Source organism: Candidatus Competibacteraceae bacterium (genome assembly GCA_016699715.1).
GTDB lineage: Bacteria > Pseudomonadota > Gammaproteobacteria > Competibacterales > Competibacteraceae > Competibacter.
In genome coordinates, this window is the sequence record CP065007.1 from 2,403,193 (window position 1) to 2,425,259 (window position 22,067).

The following is a 22,067-nucleotide window of genomic DNA, read 5'->3' on the forward strand; positions in this document are numbered from 1 at the left end:
GCCAGGTCCGGGCACGGGCCGGCCAGTCCTCGGTCAGGCATCCGCTCGAGTTCGAGATGCCATTGCGGTTCGCGCCCGGCGGTGAAGCGCCAGCCGAAATCGCGCGCCTGCGTATCGTGGCCGGCGAGGACACCATCCGCACCCAATTGATCCGTCGCCTGGCGCAGCGGCTCAGCATCACGGCGGTGGAAATCGTGGCGCTGACGCTGTTCGTGATTTTGTTCCTGTCTCGCTACCTGACCCGCCACCTGCAAGCCATCGCGCGCTACGTCGAGGCATTGGAGTTCGGGCGCGATCCGGGCGATCTGCGCCTGGACCGCGCGCCGCCGCCGGGCGGCGCGGACGAACTCGATACCGTCGTCGCCAGCATCAACCAGACCCGGCGCAAGCTGGCCGGGCTCTACGCCGGCGAGCTTGCCCGCTCCGAAACCGCCCGCCGGCATCTCGACTACGCCCTGACCCATATGACCGAGGGCCTGACGCTGATCGATGCCGAAGGCGTGGTGCTGCTGGCCAGCCCGCGGCTGAACGAGCTGTATGGAGCCGACGCCGCCACGCCGTGGGCCGAGGGGCTAACGCTGGCGACCATCGACACCGATCTGGTGCAACAGGGCATCATCAGCGAGGAAATGGCGCTGGCGAGCGACCCCGACACCCGCCTGCTGGAACGCCGCCTGCGCGACGGTCGCTGGGTGCTGATGCGGGAACGCACCCTGCCCGGCGGGCGCAAGCTGCAACTGCACGCCGACCTCACCCTGCTCAAGCGGCGCGAGCTGGAACTGCGGCGCAGCAACGCCGATCTGGAGCAATTTGCCTACGTCGCGTCCCACGACTTGCAGGAACCGCTGCGCATGGTCACCGGCTACCTGCAACTGCTGGAACGCCGCTACCGGGACAAGCTGGACGATTCAGCCCGCGAGTTCATTGCCATCGCCGTGGACGGCGCCAAGCGCATGCAGCAACTGATTCTCGACCTGCTGACCTTTTCCCGGGTCAGCACCCGCGGGCATCCCTACGCGCCGGCCGACATGGAACAGGCGCTGGCCGACGTCCTGAGCAGCCTGGAAGCCACCGTCCAGGAACACGCCGCCACCGTCAGCCATCAGCCTTTGCCGACGGTGCGGGCCGATCCGGCCCAAATGCGCATGCTGCTGCAAAACCTGGTTTCCAACGCCGTCCGCTTTCACCGGCCGGACGAGCAACCCCAAGTCAACATCGCCACCGAGCGGCTGGACAATGCGCACCGCGCGCCGCTGGACGGGCTGCTTTCCGGCTGGGTATTCTCGGTGCGGGATAATGGTATCGGCATCGACCCACGCTTTTTCGAACGTATCTTCGTGATTTTCCAGCGCCTGCACACCCGGGAGGAATATCCCGGCACCGGCATCGGTCTGGCGGTCTGCAAGAAAATCGTCGAACGCCACGGCGGGCGGATCTGGGTGGAATCGACGCCGGATCGGGGCACCTGCTTTTACTTTTTTCTACCCGACAATCCGCCTATGCTTGATGCTGCTCCCCCTTCCAACGCCTCGCACGGCGTCCCAAACCCTGAGCCGCCATGAACGCTGATTTCAACGACGACCCCAGCCGCCCGATCATCATTCTTCTGGTCGAGGACAACCCCGCCGACGCCCGCCTGACCCGCGAGGCACTGGCGGGCGGCAAGGTGGCCAACCGCATCCATGTGGTGGACGACGGCATCAAGGCCATGGCTTTCCTGCGCCGCTTGCCTCCCTATCAGGACATGCCGTTCCCCGACATCATGCTGCTCGATCTGAACATGCCGCGCATGGACGGGCGAGAGGTGCTGGCCGAGATCAAGGCCGACCCGCGGTTGAAACTGCTGCCGGTGGTAGTGCTCACCACCTCCCAGGCCGATGAGGACGTGCTGCGCGCCTACCAACTGCAAGCTAATTGCTACGTCACCAAACCAGTGGATTTGGATCAACTGATCAAGGTGGTCTCCAACATCGAAGAGTTCTGGTTTTCCATCGTGCGGTTGCCCAAATACACAGGTTAGGCACATGATGAATATCTCGCCGACACCCGCCCAACCGCTGCGTCTGCTGCTGGTGGAGGACGATCCCGGCCACGCCCGACTCACCCGGGAATGGCTGCACGACGCCGATCCGTTCGGCTTCGTCATCACCCACGCCGCCACCCTGACCGAAGCCCAGATGCGCCTGAAGGAAGGCGACTTCGATCTGGCGGCGCTGGATCTCGGACTGCCGGACAGTCAGGGACTGGCTACCTTGAAGGCAATGCACCAGGCCGCGCCGGATCTGCCGATCGTGGTGCTGACCGGCCATTCCGACGAATCCCAGGGCGTGGCGGCGGTGGAGGCCGGCGCTCAGGATTATCTGGTCAAGGGCCGCTTCGAACCCGAATACCTGCTGTCCCGCACCCTGAAGTACGCCGTGGAGCGCCATCAACTGCAACAGCGCATCGACGCGGAGCGCGAGCAGATACAGCGGCAACGGGAACTGCTCGCGCTGGAACAACTGGGCCGCAACTCCGCGCCGGTCACCGCGCTGCTTTACAGCCAAACCGTGCTGGCGGACTACGATCCGGTGCTGTTTCAGACACTGGTGGACCGTTATTGCAAACTGCTGGAACAGGCGGTGGAGCGGCAGGTGTTCAAGGTCGCGCACACCGTCAGTCGCGACCTGGCCACGCTGGCCGAACGACTGGGCTTCCTCAAGGCGGGGCCGCGGGATGTCATCGACCTGCATTCGCGCGCGCTGGAAATGGCGTTGCGGGATAGCGCCAAGTACGCCGCCAAATTCTATACCGACGAAGGGCGCTTGATGGCGCTGGAACTGATGGGATATCTGGTGAATTATTACCGGCGCTTCTACCGGGATTCACTGCAAACCGGGCACGCCGGGCAGAGCGGGAACTCCGGATGACTTGCTCGACGCCAAAGCGACCCTGCCAGTGGCTAAAAGCTGGTTGTAACGTTTGCGATAGCCGGGGCATCGACTCGAAACGAGGATTTTTTCATGGATAAATTCGTGCTCAAGCTCTATATCACCGGACACACCCCGCAAAGCGAGCGCGCCATCAGCAACCTGCGCCGGATTTGCGAGGCCGAGCTGAAATCTCAGTTCGAAATGCAGGTGATCGACGTACTGGAACATCCGCAACTCGCCGAGAACGACCGCATTATCGCCACGCCGACGCTGATCAAAAGCCTGCCGCCGCCTCTGCGGCGCATTATCGGCGATCTATCCGATAGCGAGCGCGTCCTGTTGGGCTTGGATCTCACACCGCTTTCCTGATTTCAGCCGAGGTACCCAAGCATGCCCTTAAACAACAGTACGATCAGCAAACTGGTCACCGGCATCCCCGGCTTCGATGCGATCGCCAAAGGCGGGCTGCCCGAAGGCCGCACCACGCTGCTTGCCGGTTCGGCCGGCAGCGCCAAGACCGTGTTCGCCGCCCAGTTTCTGGCCGAAGGCATCCGCCAGTTCGACCAGCATGGCGTGTTCGTCACTTTCGAGGAAGCGCCGGCCGATATCCGCCGCAGCATGGTCTCGCTGGGCTGGGACATCGCCACTTGGGAAACCGAGGGGCGCTGGGCTTTCGTCGATGCCTCGCCGCTGCCCGGCGAAACCGAGGTCATTGCCGGCGCATACGATCTCGGCGCATTGCTGGCCCGTATCGAATCCGCGGTCAACCGGGTCGGCGCGCGGCGGCTGGCGATGGATTCACTGGGTTCCCTGTTCAGTTATTTCGAAAATCACGCGCTGATCCGCAATGAGCTGTTCCGCATCTCGGCGGCATTGAAGCTGATGAAGATCACCGCGATCATGACCGCCGAGCGTACACAGGAGTATGGCAGCATCAGCCGTTACGGTGTGGAAGAGTTCGTGGTCGATAACGTTATGATCCTGCGCAACGTGCTGGATGGAGAAAAGCGGCGGCGGACCCTGGAACTGCTCAAGTTCCGCGGCACCGAACACCAGAAGGGCGAATATCCACTGACGGTGCTCCCCGGCCAGGGCGTCGTGGTCATCCCGCTGTCGGCCATCGAACTCAAGCAGCGCTCGTCAAACACCCGCATCGCCTCCGGCAGCCGCGAATTGGACATCATGTGCGGTGGCGGCTTCTTCCGCGACTCGATCATTCTGGTGTCCGGCGCCACCGGCTGCGGCAAGACGCTGATCTCCACCGAATTTGCCGCCAGCGGCGCGACCAGTAACGAACGATGCCTGTTTCTGGCCTTCGAGGAAAGCCGGGATCAGTTGACGCGCAACGCCACCGGCTGGGGTAAGAACTTCGAGGATCTGGAATCCCGGGGTCTGCTCAAGGTCATTGCGGCCTACCCGGAAACCATGGGGCTGGAAGACCACCTGATCGCCATCAAGGAAGCCATCGATGAGTTTCAGCCCAATCGCGTGGCGGTGGACAGCCTGTCGGCCCTGGAGCGGGTTTCCACCGTCAAGGGTTACCGCGAATTCGTGATCGGTCTAACCTCGTTCATCAAGCACCGGGAAATCGCCGGCCTGTTCACCGCCACCACCCCGCGACTGATCGGCGGCGAATCGATTACCGAAGCCCATATTTCCACCATCACCGACTCCATCATCCTGCTGCGCTATGTGGAACTGTTCGGGGAGATCACTCGCGGCATTACCGTGCTGAAGATGCGCGGCTCGGCCCACGACAAGGAAATCCGCGAGTTTTCCATCGACGCCACCGGCATGCACATCGGCCAGGCCTTCCGCAACGTCACCGGCATCCTGTCGGGCCATCCTCGCCATGTGGAGCCGCACGAAATCAAGCGGCTGGACACGCTGTTCGCCGACCACGACGAGGGGTGACAAACAGCCGGCTCCTCACCGGCCGGCGCGTCGGTTTCGGGCTGGCGCTGCTGGTCGCCATCGTCGGCGCGTCCCTGGCGCTGGATCGCTGGCTGCCGCCGCCGGTCGAGCGCGCCCGAAACACTTCAACCCTGGCGCTGGACTCCGAGCAGCGCATCCTGCGCGCCTTCACCACGCCGCCGGGCGTGTGGCGGCTACCGGCGCGGCCGAAAGACGTGGACCCGCTGTACCTCACCATGCTCGCGGCCTACGAAGACCAGCGTTTTGCCACCCATTCCGGCGTCGATCCGCTGGCGGTGGCGCGGGCGCTGGGGCAATGGCTGCGGCATGGCCGAGTGGTGTCGGGCGCTTCGACCCTGAGCATGCAGACCGCCCGCCTGCTGGAGCCGCACCGGCGCGACCTGTCCGGCAAGCTGGGCGAAATGCTGCGCGCCCTGCAACTGGAACGCCGCTATTCCAAGGATGAAATTCTCGGTTTCTACCTGACTCTGGCCCCCTACGGCGGCAATCTGGAAGGAATACGCGCCGCCGCGCTGGCCTGGTTCGGCAAGGAACCGATCCGGCTGACGGCGGCGGAAGCAGCGCTGCTGGTGGTGCTGCCGCAAGCCCCGTCCCGGTTGCGGCCGGACCGCTATCCCGAGCGGGCGCGGGCGGCGCGGGATAAGGTCTTGGCGCGCATGGGCCAAGTCGGCGTGCTGACCTCGCGCCAGGTGGAGGAAGCCCGCGAGGAGCCCGTTCCCCGGCGCCGGCGCTCCCTGCCGTTTCTGGCCCCGCATCTGGCCGGGCGATTGCGCGCGGCCCGGCCGGATGCGCCGCTGCTGCACACCTTTATCGACCGGAATTTGCAGCAGACCCTGGAAACGCTGGCTCGCCAGCGGCAGAGCGTGCTGGAGCCGGCCAGCAGCATCGCGCTGCTGGTGGTGGCGAACCGCGACCGGCGGGTGCTGGCCTATGTCGGCGCCAGCGATTTCTTCGATCCGCGCCGCGCCGGCCAGGTTGACATGGTGCGGGCGGTGCGCTCGCCGGGCTCGACGCTGAAACCGCTGGTGTACGGGCTGGGTTTCGACGATCTGCTGATCCACCCCGAAACCCTGATCGAGGATGTACCGACCCACTTTGGCGACTACAGCCCCGGCAATTTCCTCAACACCTACGCCGGACAACTGTCGGTGCGCGAGGCGCTGCAACAGTCGCGAAACATCCCGGCGGTGGCGGTGCTGGAACAGGTCGGGCCGGCGCGGGTGGCTTCGCGGCTGCGCGAGGTCGGCTTGCCGCTGCACTGGAACACGGCCAACCCCCGGCCCGGCTTGCCGCTGGTGCTGGGCGGGGTCGGCATGACCCTGGAGGAACTGGCGACGCTGTACGCCGGTATCGCCAGCGGCGGCCGGATCGCGCCCTTGCGCTTCTCCCCCGCCGACCCCATCGAGCCGGGCCGCGATCTGTTGACGGCCACCGCCTGCTGGTATCTGAACGATATCCTGCGTGGTTCGCCGGTGCCGCAAAACGTGGCCCCGCCGGCCAGCGCCGCCCGGCCGCGCTTCATCGCCCACAAGACCGGCACCTCCTACGGCTTCCGCGATGCCTGGGCGCTGGGTTTCGACGCCGATTACACCGTCGGGGTCTGGGTCGGCCGGCCGGACGGCTCGCCCAGCCCCGGTCACTACGGCCGCAACACCGCCGCGCCGCTGCTGTTCCGGGTGTTCGATCTGCTACCGGAACCCACGACCCCGCCCACGCCGCCGCCCGCCAACGTGCTGCGCGTGGTTGGCCGCGAACAATTGCCGGAGCGCCTGCGCTATTTCCGCACCCGCTCGGCGCGGGAAACAGCCAGCGCGCCACCGCTCGGCATCAGCTTCCCAGTGGCGGGGACCACGGTGGAATTGCCGGCGCGGGACGATCGCTTGACCGAGCTGCCACTGGCCGCGACCGGTGGGGTCCGGCCGCTGCGCTGGCTGGTGAACGGTCGGCCGTTGCCCGCGAACCCATGGCGGCGGGATGCGTTCTGGCCGCCGGACGGTGAGGGGCTGGCGCGGATCACCGTGCTGGATCAGGCCGGGCAGGCCGCCAGCGCCGAAGTGTGGATCAGTCGGACCACCAGGGAATAACGACTGCCTTTTCCCTCGGGATTATTCCGGGTGATGAGAGCCTGGGTTTTGCGCCTACGGCGCTGTCTTGGGCAGTTTGTCGCCCCAGGGCATCATCGCCACCGCCGACACCGAGTTCTTGGGCGAACCTTCCACCAGCTTGTCGCTGTAGACCAGATACACCAGGGTATTGCGCGTCTGGTCGAGGAAGCGCACCACCCGCATCTTCTTGAACAGCAGCGAACGGCGTTCGGTGAATACTTCCTCGCCGTTCTTGAACTTCTCCTTGACGTTGATCGGCCCGGTCTGCCGGCAGGCCAGCGAGGCGTCGGAGGTGTCCTCGGCCAACCCCAGCCCGCCCTTGATGCCGCCCGTCTGCGAGCGGCTGACGTAACAGGTCACGCCGTCGATCTTGGGATCGTCGAAGGCTTCGACCACGATTTTGTGGTTCGGCCCCAACCACTGGAAGGCAGTGTCCACGCTGCCGATTTCATCGGCGTGGACCAGCGGCGCCATGACCAGCGCCCCACCGAGCAGCCCACCGAGCCAAGGGGTTCTCATTTTGCGATTCATCCGGGGTTTCTCCGTTGCTTAATCGTACCCGGGAGAATAACGCAACTCGACACCGGACTCAGCCTCGGCGAACCGAAGGGTTGCGGGCGTGCCCAACCCTCAAGAACCCGCCGTTCAGTCCGTCTGAACAAACATCCCGCCGGATTTCGAGTCTATTTAACGCGGCTTAACATCCCGTGAGATTTATTGGATGATCGGCCGGTTACCCCACTCTCCTCAGGAGGATCTGGCAATGCGTATCGGTGTCCCCAAAGAGATCAAGGTTCATGAATACCGGGTCGGCCTGACTCCTGACAGCGTGCGGGAATTCACCGCCCACGGTCATCAGGTGCTGATGGAAACCCAGGCCGGCGCGGGCATTGGCAGTTCGGACGACGACTATCGCGCCGCCGGCGCCGAGATCGCGGCCATGCCCGCGGACATCTTCGCCCAGGCCGACATGATCGTGAAGGTCAAGGAACCGCAGGCGGTGGAGCGCCGGATGCTGCGTCCGGACCAGATTCTGTTCACCTATCTGCACCTGGCTCCCGACCCGGATCAAACCCGGGATCTGGTCAAGAGCGGCGCCATCTGCATCGCCTACGAAACCGTGACCGATGGCCATGGCGGGCTGCCGCTGCTGGCGCCGATGTCGCAGGTGGCCGGCCGGCTGTCGATTCAGGCCGGTGCTTCGGCGCTGGAACGCGCCAAGGGTGGGCGGGGTATCTTGCTGGGTGGCGTGCCGGGCGTGGCCCCGGCCAAGGTGGTGGTGATCGGCGGCGGCGTGGTCGGCGAAAACGCCATTTACATGGCGCTGGGCATGGCCGCCGACGTGACCGTGCTGGATCGCAACGTGAACGTGCTGGCTCACCTGGCGCAGCGCTTTGGCGCGGCGCTCAAGACCGTCTACTCCACCAAGGCTTCCCTCGAAGATTATGTACTGCAAGCGGACCTGGTGGTGGGCGGGGTGCTGGTGGCCGGCGCCGGGGCGCCCAAACTGGTGACCCGCGACATGGTCCGGCGGATGAAAACGGGTTCAGTGCTGGTGGATGTCGCCATCGATCAGGGTGGCTGCTTCGAGACCTCGCATCCGACCACTCACGCCGAGCCGACCTATGTGGTGGATGGCGTGGTGCATTACTGCGTCGCCAACATGCCGGGGGCGGTGCCCAATACCTCCACCTATGCCCTCAACAACGTCACCTTGCCTTATGCCCTGATGCTGGCCGACCAAGGTTACCGGAAGGCGTTGCTGGAGAATGCCAATTTCCTGGAGGGACTGAACGTCTGCGGGGGCAAGGTCACCTATAAGGCGGTGGCCGACGATCTCGGCTACGAGTACCTCGAACCGCGCGTCGCGCTCGCCGGCTGAAAGAAGGCGGGTTGGGGCTTACTGATATTCCCGCCAGTACTCCGGTTGCGGATCGCGGCAACCGTGGGTGAGGTGCTGATAGCGGTTAATGAAAACCTCCTGCCGGGGGGTCTGGCCTTCCTGGGCGATGGCCAGGTTTTCCCGCTGGGTTTCCTCGGCGTAGTGGAACAACGCCCGCTTCAGCTTGCACAACAGACTGTTGTCGAGGTGGTAACCGAGCTCGCCCAGGGCCTGTTCGATACCTTGCAAGGTCACCCGTCGCAGGTCGTACACCACGATCAGGGCATGGGGCGACAGGTACTGGACGGCATGGACGCCAGCCACCTCTCGCAACCAGCCCGCCGCCGAGCCCGCCTGATCGGGATCGGCATGAAGACGACAAAACTGGATGGTGCGGTGCTTGTACAGCTCTTCGGTGTCGGCGTGCATGACGCTTTCCTCCACGGCTGCCGGATCACTGCGAGGCCTATCGATATAACAACCGTAGCCGCTGGCGCGCGCCGTTTCAAGCCAGCCAGCGCCCGACACTGGTCCGGCTCAGCCCGGCGGCGTCCCGGTAATCGCTCACTTCGACAAAGCCGCGTTGCCGTAACAGCGCCGGCACCGCCTCACCCTGATCGTAACCGTGCTCCAGCAACAGCCAGCCGCCCGCCAGCAGGCAAGCGGGCGCTTGCGCGATGATCGACCGCAGGGCCTCCAACCCGTCCTCGCCCGCCACCAGCGCCGCCGCCGGCTCGAAGCGCAAATCGCCCCGCCGCCAGTGAGCGTCGGCGGCGGCGACATAGGGCGGATTGGAGGCCATCAGATCGAAGCGCTCGCCGGCCAGCGGCGCGCACCAGTCGCCTTCGCGGAATTCGACGTTGGCGATGTTCAGCCGCCGGGCGTTGCGCCGGGCGACGGCCAGGGTCGCCGGGCCGCTCTCGGTGGCGACGATGCGCGCCCGTGGCCGTTCCACCGCCAGGGCGAGGGCGATGGCGCCGCTGCCGGTACCCAGATCGGCGAGCGTGCATGTTCGATCCGTCGGCAGCCGTTCCAATGCCAATTCGACCAGCAATTCGGTTTCCGGGCGAGGGATCAAGGTATCCGGCGTGACTTCCAGCTCCAATGACCAGAACTCGCGCCGACCGAGCAGGTACGCAACCGGTTCTCCCGCCTGACGCCGGTCCAGCCAGGCGAGGAAACGAGTCGCCCGCTCCGATTCCGGCACCCGCTCCGGCCAGGCATGAAGGTAGCTACGGGGCCGCTCCAGCGCCGCCGCCAGCAGCAATTCGGCGTCCAGTCGCGGGGTCTCGCTGGTTTCGGCCAGTCGCTGGACGGCGGCGGCCAGCAATTCGCGGAGGGGGGCGGCGCTCACTCGGCCAGCGCCGCCAGCAAATCGGCCTGGTATTCGTTGATCAGTGGATCGATGACCGCATCGAGATGGCCCGCCAGCACCTCGCCGAGCTTATAGAGGGTCAGATTGATGCGATGGTCGGTCACCCGCCCTTGCGGAAAATTGTAGGTGCGGATGCGTTCGGAGCGGTCGCCGCTACCGACCAGCAGCTTGCGGGTTTGGGCCTGGGCGCTGGTCTGTTTTTCCCGCTCGGCCGCCAGCAGCCTGGCCTGCAACAGCGACATCGCCCGCGAACGGTTCTTGTGCTGGGAACGCTCGTCCTGACATTCCACCACGATCCCGCTCGGCAGGTGAGTGATACGGATGGCCGAATCGGTCTTGTTGACGTGCTGACCGCCCGCTCCCGAAGCGCGGTAGGTGTCGATGCGCAGCTCGCCGGGGTTGATGTCGATCTGCTCGACCTCCGCCAGTTCCGGCAGCACCGCCACGGTGGCGGCGGAGGTATGAATGCGGCCCTGCGCCTCGGTGACCGGCACCCGCTGCACCCGGTGCGCGCCGGATTCGAACTTCAGCCGCGAATAAGCACCATGGCCGATAATGCGGCTGATCGCCTCCTTGTAGCCACCGTGCTCGCCGAGGCTCTCGCTGAGAATTTCCAGGGTCCAGCCGCGCAGTTCGGCATAACGCGCATACATGCGCAGCAGATCGCCGGCGAACAGCGCGGCTTCGTCGCCGCCGGTACCGGCGCGGATTTCCAGGAACACATTGCCGACGTCATGCGGATCGCGCGGCAGCAACAGCAGTTGCAGCGTCTGCTCCTGCCCGGCGCGGCGTTCTTCCGCCTCCAATAGTTCTTCCTGGGCCAGGGCGCGCAGTTCGGGGTCGCCGTCCCGGCTCATCTCGCGGGCACTGTCCAGATCGTCCAAAGTGCGACGGTAGGCCAGGAACCCGCTCGCCACCGGCTCCAATTGGGCGTATTCCATCGACAGGGCGCGGAAACGGTCGTTGTCGCCGATGATTTCGGGATCGGCCAGCAGCGCGCCGACTTCCTGATGGCGTTCCGTTAGTTGCTCCAGCTTGGCGAGCATGGAGGCGTTCATCGGCGCGGATCTCCGTCACCCAATCGATACAGGTTTTTGATCAGATTCAGCATGGTGGTATCGCCTTCGGCGGCGGCTTCGCGCAGTCCGACGCAAGGTACGTGAAGGAACTTGTTGGTCAGGGTATGGGCCAGGATATCGAGCACGGCGATCGGGTCCTTGCCCTGGGCGAGCTGGCGTCGGGCGCGGTCCATCGCCTCGTCGCGGGTAGCTTCGGCCTGCCGGCGCAGGGCGCGGATACTGGCGACGCTGCCTTGGGCGCGCAACCAGGCCATAAAGTGTTCGACCTGAGTGTCGATGATTTCCTCGGCCTGCTGGGCGGCGGCCTGGCGCGAGCGCAGGTTATCCTGAATGATATCTTTAAGGTCGTCCACCGTGTATAGATAGACATCGTCCAGTTCGGCGACCGCCGGATCGATGTCGCGCGGCACGGCCAAATCCACCATGAGCATCGGCCGATGGCGGCGCTGTTTCAGACACTGGCGGACCAGCGCCGCCCCCAACAGCGGGTCGGGGCTGGCGGTGGAGGCAATGACGATATCGGCCTCGCCCAGATGGGCCGGGATTTCGTCCAGGGCAACGGCGTAACCGGCGAAGGAGGCCGCCAGCGCATGGGCTCGTTCCAAGGTGCGGTTGGCCACGATCAGCCGCCCGACCCCGCTCTCGTGCAAGTGGCGGGCGACCAGCTCGATGGTGTCGCCGGCGCCGATCAGCAAGGCGGCGCAGCGGGGCAGGTCGGCGAAAATCTGCCGGGCCAGGCCGACCGCCGCGAACGCCACCGACACCGGGCTGGCACCGATGCGGGTATCGGTGCGGACCTGTTTGGCGACCGAGAAGGTATGCTGGAACAGCCGCTCCAGCCGGACACCGAGCGCGCCGGCGCTGTTGGCAACCTGATAGGCGGCCTTGATTTGGCCGAGGATCTGCGGCTCTCCCAGCACCAGCGAATCCAGTCCGGAGGCGACCCGCAGGATGTGGCGCACCGCCCGCCGGTTGGTGTACCGGTACAGATAAGGCTGCAAATCGACCGTGCGCAACTTATGATAATCGCCCAGCCATTCCACCACTTGGCGGCCGTTTTCGTCATGGAGGCCGCAGTAAACCTCGGTACGGTTGCAGGTCGATAGAATCGCCGCTTCGCGGGCGCCGCCGCAATCGAGCAGATCCCGCAAGGCGGATTGTAGCCGTTCGGGCGCAAACGCGATCCGCTCGCGAACGCCGACGGGGGCGGTTTGATGGTTGAGACCGAGGGCCAACAGTGGCATGGATGCATCTGATCGGGCTGAAAAACGGTGGAATTCTGCGGGATACAATAGGCGAATGACAAGGTCATAGTGTTTTGATGGATTATCATGCGAACGGTTGCCCCTCCTTTTTCACGCGCCGACGTGCCGCGGCCTGGAAGCCGGCGCTCCCGTCTTGCGCCAACCCCCTTTCGGGCGGTTCTCCGACCGCCGAAACCGAATGATAGATATACCCGGCGATGAATAGATTGCTTTTGAAGGTGTTGGGCTTAAGCAGCTTGCTGTTGGGCGGCTGCGCGACGGTGGTGGACGCGCAGGCTCCCGCCGTTCCGGAATACTCGATCCGACCGGCGTTGCAACCCAGTCCCCGCGCTGAACTGATGTACCAGGTGCTGGTGGCGGAACTGGCGGGCAAACGCGACCGCCTCGACGTGGCGCTGACCAACTACCGTCAGGCCACGGTCGCCAGTCACGACCCCCGGATAGCCGAACGGGCGACGATGCTGGCGTTGATCATGAAAGACCATGCCGCCGCCCTGGATCTGGCACGGCGCTGGCTGGCGCTCGACCCCAGCAGCGAACAGGCCCAACAGGCGCTGGCGCTGGCGCTGCTGCGCAACGGACAAGAGAACGAGGCCATGTCCCCTCTGGACGCGATCCGCAAGGCCGCCCGCGCCAAGGACAAACAACAGGGTTTCGCCACCGTGGCCTCGTTGTTGAGCCAGATGGACGACAAGCAGGCGGCGCTGCGGGTGATGCGGCAGATCCGTGACCGCTACCCGCGCGAGGCCTTCGCCCAATACTATCACGCGATGCTGGCGGTGGCGGCCGGCGAGCGGGAGCAGGCGCTGCTCAGCCTGAAGGAGGCGCTGGCCCGCGACCCCAAGCTGGTTTCCGCCCACCTGCTGCGCACCCGCATCCTGCTGGATCAGGGTGAAAGAGACGCGGCGTTGGCCGGGCTCGCCAAAGCGGTGGCCGCCATGCCGCGCGATCGCAACCTGCGGATGGATTATGCCCGGCTGCTGGTCGATGCCGGCCAGTTGGACAGGGCCCGCCGCGAGTTCGCCATTCTGCTCAACCAGAATCCCAAGGACACCGACTCATTGTACGCCCTCGGCGTGCTGGCGACCGAAACCCGCCAATTCGACCTGGCCGAGAGCTATTTTCTCGACCTGATCAAGCGTAACACCCGCTTGGCCGACGCCTACTTCGAACTGGGCCGGATCGAGGAGCAGCGCGAGGATTACGGCAAGGCCAACGAGTGGTACGCGCGGGTAACCAGCGATGATCGCTACCTCACCGCCCAGATGCGGATGGGCGTGGTCCTGGCCAAGGTCGGCGATACCGCCGCCGTCAGCCAGCATTTCGACACGCTGCGCCGCAAGGACCCGAAAAACAGCATCAACTTGTATCTGGCCGAAGCCGAAGCGTTGCGCGAGGGGGAGCGTTATCAAGAAGCCTTCGATACGCTGGATCGGGGACTGGCTCTGCACGCCGACGACAAGGATCTGTTGTACGCCCGGGCGCTGGTGGCCGAGCGGCTCGATCGCGTTGACGTGCTGGAACGAGACCTGCGCGCCATTCTCGCCAGCGACCCCAAGAATGGCCAAGCGCTCAATGCGCTCGGTTATACTCTGGCGGATCGCACCGACCGCTACCAGGAAGCGCTGGGCTATATCGAGCAGGCGCTGGCTTTGCTGCCCGACGATCCCGCCGTGCTCGACAGCATGGGCTGGATACAGTACCGATTGGGCGATAACGCCAAGGCCTTGCAATACCTGCGGCAAGCCTACCAGCGGAACCCGGACGCGGAAATCGCCGCGCACCTCAGCGAAGTGCTGTGGGCTAGCGGCCAACGCGAGGAAGCCCAGAAAATCTGGCGGGAAGCATTGACCAAAACGCCGAACAGCCCGCATCTGCGCAAGCTGCAAGAGCAGTTGGGGTGGTGAACGTGCCGCGGATGCCGTGTGGGACCCACGGGTGGCGTGCGCCACGGCACTGGGGCATGGCCCTGATGGCGCTGCTGCTCGTCCTGTCGGCGGGTTGCGCGGTGGCCCCCTCCTCTCCGCCGACCGCGCCGGATGCCTGGGCCGCCCGCCAGTCCGTCCTGACCCGATTGACGCAGTGGCAAGCCGACGGGCGCATCGGCGTGGTCAACGGCCAGGACGGTTGGCACGCCGGCTTCCAGTGGACGCAGCGGGAACCCGCTTACCGCATCGACATCATCGGTCCGCTTGGCCAGGGCCGAATCACGATCCAGGGCGACGAACGCGAGGTCAGCATCCAGACTCAGGATGGCCAGCGCTCGACCGCGCCCGATCCCGATCTCCTGCTGGAGCAAACTCTCGGCCTGCGCCTGCCGGTGACCGGCCTGCGTTACTGGGTACGCGGCTTGCCGGCGCCAGGTCCGACCACCCTCCTGCAAACCGATGCCGCCGGTCGCTTGACTCGGTTGGAACAGAATGGTTGGGTGATTGAGTATCCCAGCTATGCCCCAAGCTCCGTTTTCAACCTCGACCTGCCCGAGCGCATCGTCGCCCGGCGACTGGATCTCGGCGTCAAGCTGGTGATCGAGCAATGGACGCTATAACGCTCGATTCCGCCGCCTGGCCGGCTCCCGCCAAGCTGAACCTCATGCTGCGCGTCGTCGGCCGACGACCGGATGGCTACCATCTGCTGCAAACAGTGTTTCAGTTCCTGGATCGCTGCGACCGGCTGTGGTTCGAGCCGCGCGACGATGACACGATTACCCGCGATGGCGAAGTCGTCGGCGTGCCGCCGGAGGCCGATCTGACGGTACGCGCCGCCCGCCTGTTGCAACAGACAACCGGCGTCGATCAGGGCGTGCGCATCCGCATCGACAAGCGCTTGCCCATGGGCGGCGGTCTGGGTGGCGGCAGCTCCGACGCCGCTACCACGCTGGTCGCGCTCAACCACTACTGGCGGACCGGGCTGACGCTGGTGGAACTGGCCGAACTCGGACTGCGGCTGGGCGCCGACGTGCCGGTATTCGTGCATGGCCGAGCGGCCTGGGCGGAAGGCGTCGGCGAACGGCTGACGCCGCTGGAACTGGACGAGCCCTGGTTCGTGGTGTTGGCTCCGACCTGTCATGTGGCCACGGGTGCGGTGTTCGGCGATTCGGAATTGACAAGAAACTCATCGCTGATCACAATAACCGACTTCATGATGGGTGCTGACGGCAACGATTGTGAGGCGGTGGTTTACCGCCGCTACCCGGAAGTTGCCGCCGCCGCCGCCTGGCTGGTGCGATACGGGTCGCCTCGCTTGACTGGCACCGGCGCATGCGTGTTCGCCGCCTTTCCGAGCACCGACCACGCCCAGTATGTGCTGGACCGGCTACCGCCGGATTGGAAGGGGTTCGTCGCCCGCGGTTGCAATCGTTCGCCACTGCATGAGCGCCTGACGCGGGAATGTGTCGCACCCGCCTGAAGCACCTGCGATTTCTTGGGCCGTCGCCAAGCGGTAAGGCACCGGATTTTGGATCCGGCATTCCCAGGTTCGAATCCTGGCGGCCCAGCCATCTACCACAGAGATCGACAACGGGGGATTGCGTCGTGTACGAAGGTCGAATGATGGTATTCGCCGGCAACGCCCACCCGCAACTGGCCCGCGATATCGTCAGTCATCTCCAACTGCCCCTCGGTCAAGCAATCGTCGATCGCTTCAGCGATGGCGAGGTCATGATCGAACTGATGGAGAATGTGCGCGGCAAGGATGTCTTCGTCGTCCAGCCCACCTGCTATCCCACCAACGACAATATCATCGAGCTGTTGGTGATGGCCGACGCCCTGCGGCGTTCCTCGGCGGTGCGGGTTACGGCGGTCATCCCCTATTTCGGCTATTCGCGGCAGGACCGCCGCCCGCGCTCGGCGCGAGTGCCAATTTCCGCCAAGGTGGTCGCCAACATGATCACCAGCGTCGGCGTGGACCGGGTGTTGACCGTGGATCTGCACGCTGACCAGATTCAGGGCTTTTTCGATATTCCGGTTGATAACGTCTACGCCACGTCGATCGTATTGAACGACATCCGCGCGCAGAACCTCGGCAATGATCTGATGGTGGTGTCACCGGACGTGGGCGGCGTGGTGCGCGCCCGTGCCCTGGCCAAGCGCTTGGACGACTCGGAACTGGCGATCATCGACAAACGCCGGCCGGCGCCCAATCAGACCCAGGTGATGCATGTGATCGGCGATGTGGAGGGACAACACTGCATCGTGGTCGACGACATGGTGGATACCGCCGGCACGCTGTGCCAGGCCGCCCGGGCACTGAAGGAATGGGGCGCCGCCTCGGTGCGCGCCTACTGCACCCACGCCGTGCTGTCCGGCCCCGCGGTCGATAATCTCCGTGGTTCGGCGCTGGATGAACTGGTGGTCACCGACAGCATCCCGCTGCGCCCCGCGGCGGTCGCCTGCCCGAACATCCGCCAGATCGGCGTAGCCGGCCTGCTGGCCGAAACCATGCGCCGCATCCATCTCGAGGAATCAGTCAGCTCGCTGTTTTAAACGCCGTCCCCGCCCGCCGAACGGGCGGTCAATCCAAGCGGTGCGCCTGGTCGCGGGCGCGCCGTGTTTTTTTACCACTGGAGCATAATCCAATGAGTACCACGTTCGAACTGCAAGCCGATCCGCGCGGCAAATTGGGCAAAGGTGCGAGCCGCCGCCTGCGCCGTGCCGGTAAGGTGCCGGCCATTTTGTACGGCGGCGGGCAAGATCCGGTGCCACTGTTGCTGGATCAACTGGATCTGATGAATCATTTCAAGAACGACGCGATCTATTCGCATGTGCTGACCCTGAATATAGGCGACCGCACCGAGCAGGCCGTACTGCGCGACATCCAGCGCCACCCCTTCAAGCCGACCTTCCTGCATCTGGACTTTCTGCGGGTGATCGCCGACCACAAGCTGCGGGCCCACGTACCGATCCATTTCGCCAACGAAACCACCGCGCGCGGCGTCAAGATACAGGGCGGCATGATCAGCCGCGCGCTGATCGAAATTGAAATCGAATGCCTGCCCAGCGACCTGCCGGAATTCATTGAAATCGACATGGCCGACATGGAACTGGGCGATAGCGTTCGTCTGTCCGAAATCAAACTGCCAGCCGGGGTGACACTGACCAGCCATATCGAACCAGGCTCGGAGTCGGACGTACTCCTGGTCAGTATTCACCATGCCCATGGCGGTAACGAAGAGGAAGCGGCTGGCGACGAGCCGGCGGCCGACTGAAGCCCAGGCCGGATTTTCCCAAACGGACGAGCCCATGTCGGAACCGGCACCGCTACCGCAACTGCTGGTGGGGCTGGGCAACCCCGGCCCCCAGTACGCCGGCACCCGCCATAACGCCGGCTTCTGGCTGGCGGACGAACTGGCTCGTCAGTACGGCGGCCAGTTTCGCCTCAATGCGAAATACCACGGCGAGACCTGTCGGATTGCGCTGGCCGGACAGGAGCTGTGGTTGCTGAAACCGATGACCTTCATGAACCGCAGCGGGCAGGCGGTCGCGGCGCTGGCGCGCTTCCATCGAATTCCACCGGCGGCGATCCTGGTCGCGCACGATGACCTGGACCTGCCGGCGGGCATGGTGCGGCTGAAACAGGCCGGCGGACATGGCGGTCACAACGGTCTGCGCGATTTGATCGCCCATCTGGGGAGCAACGGTTTTGCGCGGGTGCGACTGGGCATCGGCCATCCTGGTGACAGCCGCGAGGTGCTTGATCATGTGCTGCGCCACCCTCCGCGCACGGAGCAAACCCTGATCGAACAAGCCATCCTCGATGCGCTGCGCGAGCTGCCGCGTATCCTGGCTGGCCAATGGCAACGCGCCGTGCAAGCCCTGCACGGACGGCGGATCGAACCGCCGCTCTCCCCGGCGCCGGACGGTTCTACCTGAAACCTTGACATCCTCCCCGGCCTAAACGCCGGGGATTCCTGACTCACTTCAGAGCCAGCGTATGATGCCCCATACGGAGAATGTTCAGTGCGGCGTTCACATCGCGATCATGGACCGCATGGCATTCGCCGCACACCCATTCTCTGACCCCAAGACCCTTTCGACCTTTTGGGCCGCCTATCGAACCACAACAGGAACAGGTCTGGGTTGAGAGGTGTTCCGACACCTCTAAGTACACCACCTTCCGCGCCATCGCTTTGTATTCAAGAAGGTGGCGGAACATGGCCCATCCGGCGTCATTCACCGATTTCGCCATGTTCGTTTTTGTCAGCTTGAAACTGGACACGTCGCCGACAACGATCAACTCGCAGTCGTTGATCAGCCTTGTCGATTCCTGATGCAAAAAATCCTTGCGCCGGTGGGCTATCCTGGCGTGCAGGTTCCGCACCTTGCGCGGCTTTCGCTTGCGCTGAAATTCGGCCAACCGCTTTTGCTGATTGCGATACCAGCGTGGCGCTTCGATCCTGGAACCGTCGGAGCAGGTCGCCAGCATTTTCAATCCCGAGTCGATGCCGACTTGCTTGGTTCCAACGGTCGGCTGTTCGTCCGGGACTTCGCAAACGAAATGGACGTACCACCGCTTACGGGCGTCTTGGCTAAAGCTCCCACACTTGATCGGTCCGGGTAGGCCCCGGCTGTTCCAAAACCGGAATGCTTGCCCCGCGTAGCGCACGGTATCGTCCACGACCTTGATCCCGGATGCCTTGAACGGAACCCAGCCCGGCGACCGTTTCCCGCGCCAGCGCAGCTTGCGCTTCTTGAACTGCTGGCGGCGGGTCGCATACTGCTCGCACACGGCCTGCACCGTTTGCGAATGCAAGCCCAGTTCCTTGCTGCTGCCCGTGGTCAGCTTGCACAAATCTTGATATGTCGGCCAGCGTTGATCCCAGCGCAAGGCGTGCTCTTGGGTTTCGTTGCAGAAGTTCCACACCTGATTGCACGACCGCGCCAAGGCCGTGAGTTCGGCGGTACAACCGGAATCCTTTATTCGGTACTGAAAAGTCTTTATCATGTTGCTAACAATAACTCTCCATGCCTGGAAGAGCAACATGCCAAACACAATTTTGCACATCAAAATTAACGAGGAACTGAAGGAGCGTCTTCGCAAGCTGGCCGCGCACGATCAGCGGACACTTTCCAATCTGGTCCAAAAGGTATTGGCCGATTATGCCGACCAGAAAGAAGGCGAACTTCGTTCGCCGCGTTCTGCATCCCCGCCCTGAAGAACGGGGCCTTTCGCGCAAAATCCAGGGTAAAACCAGCACTTCGCGCCAACTCCCTCGACGTTCCGCCGAACCCCGTCAGTCCGCCTCGCCCCCAAGGGAGGAATGGCAAGACGGCGGCATTTCGAGCAGCAATATCTCGATCAAACCCAGCAGTGCCGCCAGCGCGCCGCGATGGCGTTCCACCACCGCCCGGCCACGCTGGCCGGTGGTCCGACGGAATTCTGGATCGGCCAGCAACCGGTCAATCGCCGCCGCCAGTTCGCCGGCATCCGCTACCCGCCAAGCCGCTGTAGCCGCCAGCAGCCGCTCGCCCGCTTCGCTGAAGTTGAACATGTGCGGACCGAACAGCACCGGCAACCCCAGCAGCGCCGGTTCCAGCACGTTGTGGCCACCGGTGGCGACCAGGCTGCCGCCGACGAAGGCCAGATCGGCGGCGGCGTAGAACAGTAACAATTCTCCCATGCTGTCGCCGAGAAACACGGCGCTGTCCGCCGCGTGGACGTTCCGCTCGCTACGCCGGGCGACGGAAAATCCCCGCTGCCGGCACAATGCCGCCACGCTGTCGAAGCGTTCCGGGTGGCGCGGGACCAACAGTAGCAGCAATGTCGGCCAGCGGACGCGAAGCCGGACGAACGCGTCCAGGATCGTTTCATCTTCGCCGGCATGGGTACTGGCGGCGATCCAGACCGGCCGCTGGTCCCCCAGTAGATCCCGTCGCAGTTGTCGCCCCCGCTCCGGCAGGTCGGTCGGTGGCGCCAAGTCGTATTTGAGATTGCCGGTCACTTCGACCCGTGGCGCGCCCAGCGCGCGAAAGCGGGCGGCGTCGGCATCGGCCTGGGCGGCGATCAGCGTCACGTCCCGTAGCATGGCGGCGGTCAGTCCACGAATCCGGCCGTAACCGCGCGCCGAGCGCTCCGACAGCCGGGCGTTCGCCAGCAGCACCGGGATGCCGGCCGTCGCGCATTGTCGCAGCAGGTTCGGCCACAGCTCGGTTTCCATGATTACCGCCAGTCTGGGCCGGACACGCCGCAAAAACCGTCGGGTCGCGCCGGGCAGATCGTAGGGCGCGTAAACGTGATGCACGCGTTCGCCCAGCGCTTCGCGGACTTGACGGGAACCGGTCAGCGTGGTGGTGGTCACCAGCAGCGGCAGATCGGGATAACGGTCCAGCAGCGCGCGAATCAGCGGCAGGGCGGCGCGGGTTTCGCCCACCGACACGGCGTGAAGCCACAGGCCGCCGGGCGGCAACGGCGGGACGAAACCCAGCCGCTCGCGCCAGCGCCGGCGATGTCCGGCATCCCGGCGGCCGCGCCCGTACAAGCGCAGCAGCGCCAGCGGCAGAATCAGATAGAGCAAACCGGTATAGATCAGGCGCATGAGCCTTGAGCGCTCCCGGTCTCCGCTCCGTGATCCCTGGCCGCCGCTCCCCGTTCCCTCACTCAGGCGGCTCCCGGACCCACATCAGGGTCGCGCCGATCACCGCCGCCGGCATGGCCAGAAAATTCAGCACCGGGATCAGGGTCAGCACCAGGGTCATGCCACCGAAGCTCAAGGTTCGCGGCCAGTGTTTGCGCAGCAGCCGGCGCTGGTCCCGGAACGATAGACCGCGGTTACCGAGCGGATAGTCGGAATACTCCAAGGCCAGCATCCAGGCGCTGAACAAAGCCCAGAGCACCGGCGCGGCCACGTTGACCACCGGCACGAACGACAGCACCAGCAGGGGAATCGCCCAGCCGATGAAGTACAGCAGCTTGCTCAGCTCCGCCAGCGGGCTCAGCACCAGTTCCTTCCAGGTCAATCCGGCCGTTGGTGGCGTGGCGCCCGCCGGGTTGGCCATTTTTTCGACCCGCTCGGCCAGCAGGCCGTTGAACGGCGCGGCGATCACGTTCGCCACCACGGAAAAGGTATAGAACACCACCACCAGCGCGGTCAGCACGAACAGCGGCCACAACAGCCAGTGCAGCCAGCCCAACCAGTCCGGCAGCCAGCCGGTCACGGTTCGGTCGAGCCGTTCGAGCTGGCCGGTACTCCACCAGAGGCCGGCGCCGAACAAAAGGGTGTTGATCAGCAGCGGAATCGCCACGAAACCACGCAAACCGCTCTTGGGCAACCAGCGCAAGCCGGTCAATACGTAGCTTGCGCCGTTGATCGGGGAAGAACTCATCGTACTGGAAACCCTCATGGCAAGTGCCGGCATTCGTTTCAATGCGCGGCGATCTACGTTACTATTTCTCTCCAATCAGACGCCGCCACCCCAGGCGCGCGGCGTCGCATTATAAGACTTGTTGCCGCGGTTCCGACCGTCAGTTCGCACATCCGGTCACTCGTCCCGGTTGTCCCGCGGCCATTGCGCCCCCA

Annotated in this window: 22 protein-coding genes and 1 tRNA gene; 15 read left to right on the forward strand and 8 right to left on the reverse strand. The window is 64.7% G+C overall.

Going from position 1 to position 22,067, the window contains the following annotated elements:
* Nucleotides 1–56: 56 nt before the first annotated feature.
* From IPM89_10780 to pbpC, 6 genes are all read left to right on the forward strand, one after another.
* Nucleotides 57–1,562, forward strand: a complete 1,506-nt coding sequence (locus IPM89_10780) for a hypothetical protein (GenBank protein QQS55882.1) — start codon at nucleotides 57–59, stop codon at nucleotides 1,560–1,562.
* The gene (locus IPM89_10785) at nucleotides 1,559–2,020 is read left to right on the forward strand and encodes a response regulator (protein QQS53376.1); all 462 of its coding nucleotides are present in this window, start codon (nucleotides 1,559–1,561) and stop codon (nucleotides 2,018–2,020) included. The genes IPM89_10780 and IPM89_10785 overlap by 4 nt, the downstream gene beginning before the upstream one ends.
* Before the next feature lie 4 nt (nucleotides 2,021–2,024).
* Nucleotides 2,025–2,909, forward strand: coding sequence for a response regulator (locus tag IPM89_10790; GenBank protein QQS53377.1), 885 nt, complete (start codon nucleotides 2,025–2,027; stop codon nucleotides 2,907–2,909).
* A gap of 93 nt (nucleotides 2,910–3,002) precedes the next feature.
* Nucleotides 3,003–3,281: a circadian clock protein KaiB gene (gene kaiB, locus IPM89_10795; protein QQS53378.1), complete on the forward strand. Its 279-nt coding sequence runs from the start codon at nucleotides 3,003–3,005 to the stop codon at nucleotides 3,279–3,281.
* Between the two features lie 21 nt (nucleotides 3,282–3,302).
* Nucleotides 3,303–4,826, forward strand: coding sequence for a circadian clock protein KaiC (gene kaiC / locus IPM89_10800; GenBank protein ID QQS53379.1), 1,524 nt, complete (start codon nucleotides 3,303–3,305; stop codon nucleotides 4,824–4,826).
* A gap of 41 nt (nucleotides 4,827–4,867) precedes the next feature.
* A complete protein-coding gene (gene pbpC / locus IPM89_10805; protein ID QQS55883.1) occupies nucleotides 4,868–6,931 on the forward strand; it encodes a penicillin-binding protein 1C in 2,064 nt (687 codons plus the stop codon).
* Nucleotides 6,932–6,985: 54 nt separating this feature from the next.
* Here pbpC and IPM89_10810 read toward each other — a convergent pair whose 3' ends face one another.
* Complete coding sequence (locus IPM89_10810) at nucleotides 6,986–7,471, reverse strand: CreA family protein (protein QQS53380.1); 486 nt, start codon at nucleotides 7,469–7,471, stop codon at nucleotides 6,986–6,988.
* 244 nt (nucleotides 7,472–7,715) lie between these two features.
* Here IPM89_10810 and ald point away from each other — a divergent pair, with 244 nt between their 5' ends.
* A complete protein-coding gene (ald, locus tag IPM89_10815; GenBank protein QQS53381.1) occupies nucleotides 7,716–8,834 on the forward strand; it encodes an alanine dehydrogenase in 1,119 nt (372 codons plus the stop codon).
* A gap of 18 nt (nucleotides 8,835–8,852) precedes the next feature.
* Here ald and IPM89_10820 read toward each other — a convergent pair whose 3' ends face one another.
* The 4 genes from IPM89_10820 to IPM89_10835 form a co-directional block, all read right to left on the reverse strand.
* Nucleotides 8,853–9,263: a hypothetical protein gene (locus IPM89_10820; protein ID QQS53382.1), complete on the reverse strand. Its 411-nt coding sequence runs from the start codon at nucleotides 9,261–9,263 to the stop codon at nucleotides 8,853–8,855.
* Nucleotides 9,264–9,339: 76 nt separating this feature from the next.
* On the reverse strand, nucleotides 9,340–10,188 hold the full coding sequence (gene prmC / locus IPM89_10825; GenBank protein QQS53383.1) for a peptide chain release factor N(5)-glutamine methyltransferase: 849 nt from the start codon (nucleotides 10,186–10,188) through the stop codon (nucleotides 9,340–9,342).
* Nucleotides 10,185–11,267 carry a peptide chain release factor 1 gene (prfA, locus tag IPM89_10830; GenBank protein ID QQS53384.1) on the reverse strand — a complete coding sequence of 361 codons (1,083 nt, stop codon included), beginning with the start codon at nucleotides 11,265–11,267 and terminating at the stop codon, nucleotides 10,185–10,187. The genes prmC and prfA overlap by 4 nt, the downstream gene beginning before the upstream one ends.
* Nucleotides 11,264–12,532 carry a glutamyl-tRNA reductase gene (locus IPM89_10835; GenBank protein ID QQS53385.1) on the reverse strand — a complete coding sequence of 423 codons (1,269 nt, stop codon included), beginning with the start codon at nucleotides 12,530–12,532 and terminating at the stop codon, nucleotides 11,264–11,266. Before IPM89_10835 ends, prfA begins: the two co-directional genes overlap by 4 nt.
* 218 nt (nucleotides 12,533–12,750) lie before the next feature.
* Between IPM89_10835 and IPM89_10840 the strand changes: the two genes are divergently transcribed.
* From IPM89_10840 to pth, 7 genes are all read left to right on the forward strand, one after another.
* On the forward strand, nucleotides 12,751–14,460 hold the full coding sequence (locus IPM89_10840) for a tetratricopeptide repeat protein (GenBank protein ID QQS53386.1): 1,710 nt from the start codon (nucleotides 12,751–12,753) through the stop codon (nucleotides 14,458–14,460).
* A gap of 56 nt (nucleotides 14,461–14,516) precedes the next feature.
* Nucleotides 14,517–15,101 carry an outer membrane lipoprotein LolB gene (gene lolB, locus IPM89_10845; protein ID QQS53387.1) on the forward strand — a complete coding sequence of 195 codons (585 nt, stop codon included), beginning with the start codon at nucleotides 14,517–14,519 and terminating at the stop codon, nucleotides 15,099–15,101.
* Nucleotides 15,089–15,961, forward strand: a complete 873-nt coding sequence (ispE, locus tag IPM89_10850) for a 4-(cytidine 5'-diphospho)-2-C-methyl-D-erythritol kinase (GenBank protein QQS53388.1) — start codon at nucleotides 15,089–15,091, stop codon at nucleotides 15,959–15,961. The genes lolB and ispE overlap by 13 nt, the downstream gene beginning before the upstream one ends.
* A gap of 16 nt (nucleotides 15,962–15,977) precedes the next feature.
* Nucleotides 15,978–16,052: transfer RNA gene (locus tag IPM89_10855), tRNA-Gln, on the forward strand.
* A 49-nt stretch (nucleotides 16,053–16,101) separates the two neighbouring features.
* Entirely contained in the window at nucleotides 16,102–17,037 is a 936-nt protein-coding gene (locus tag IPM89_10860; GenBank protein QQS55884.1) for a ribose-phosphate pyrophosphokinase, read from the forward strand.
* 92 nt (nucleotides 17,038–17,129) lie between these two features.
* Nucleotides 17,130–17,759, forward strand: coding sequence for a 50S ribosomal protein L25/general stress protein Ctc (locus IPM89_10865; protein QQS53389.1), 630 nt, complete (start codon nucleotides 17,130–17,132; stop codon nucleotides 17,757–17,759).
* Nucleotides 17,760–17,793: 34 nt separating this feature from the next.
* A complete protein-coding gene (gene pth / locus IPM89_10870) occupies nucleotides 17,794–18,423 on the forward strand; it encodes an aminoacyl-tRNA hydrolase (protein ID QQS53390.1) in 630 nt (209 codons plus the stop codon).
* Nucleotides 18,424–18,466: 43 nt separating this feature from the next.
* Here the strand turns inward: pth and IPM89_10875 are convergent, their stop codons facing one another.
* Nucleotides 18,467–19,495 (reverse strand): transposase, encoded by a 1,029-nt coding sequence (locus IPM89_10875; GenBank protein ID QQS53391.1) that lies wholly within the window; start codon nucleotides 19,493–19,495, stop codon nucleotides 18,467–18,469.
* Between the two features lie 37 nt (nucleotides 19,496–19,532).
* On the opposite strand from IPM89_10875, the gene IPM89_10880 reads away from it, so the two are divergent.
* Entirely contained in the window at nucleotides 19,533–19,706 is a 174-nt protein-coding gene (locus IPM89_10880) for a CopG family transcriptional regulator (protein ID QQS53392.1), read from the forward strand.
* Nucleotides 19,707–19,784: 78 nt separating this feature from the next.
* Here the strand turns inward: IPM89_10880 and waaA are convergent, their stop codons facing one another.
* Together waaA and cysZ are read right to left on the reverse strand one after the other, a co-directional pair.
* Nucleotides 19,785–21,086 carry a lipid IV(A) 3-deoxy-D-manno-octulosonic acid transferase gene (gene waaA, locus IPM89_10885; GenBank protein ID QQS53393.1) on the reverse strand — a complete coding sequence of 434 codons (1,302 nt, stop codon included), beginning with the start codon at nucleotides 21,084–21,086 and terminating at the stop codon, nucleotides 19,785–19,787.
* Nucleotides 21,087–21,144: 58 nt separating this feature from the next.
* A complete protein-coding gene (gene cysZ / locus IPM89_10890) occupies nucleotides 21,145–21,873 on the reverse strand; it encodes a sulfate transporter CysZ (protein ID QQS53394.1) in 729 nt (242 codons plus the stop codon).
* Between the last annotated feature and the right edge of the window lie 194 nt (nucleotides 21,874–22,067).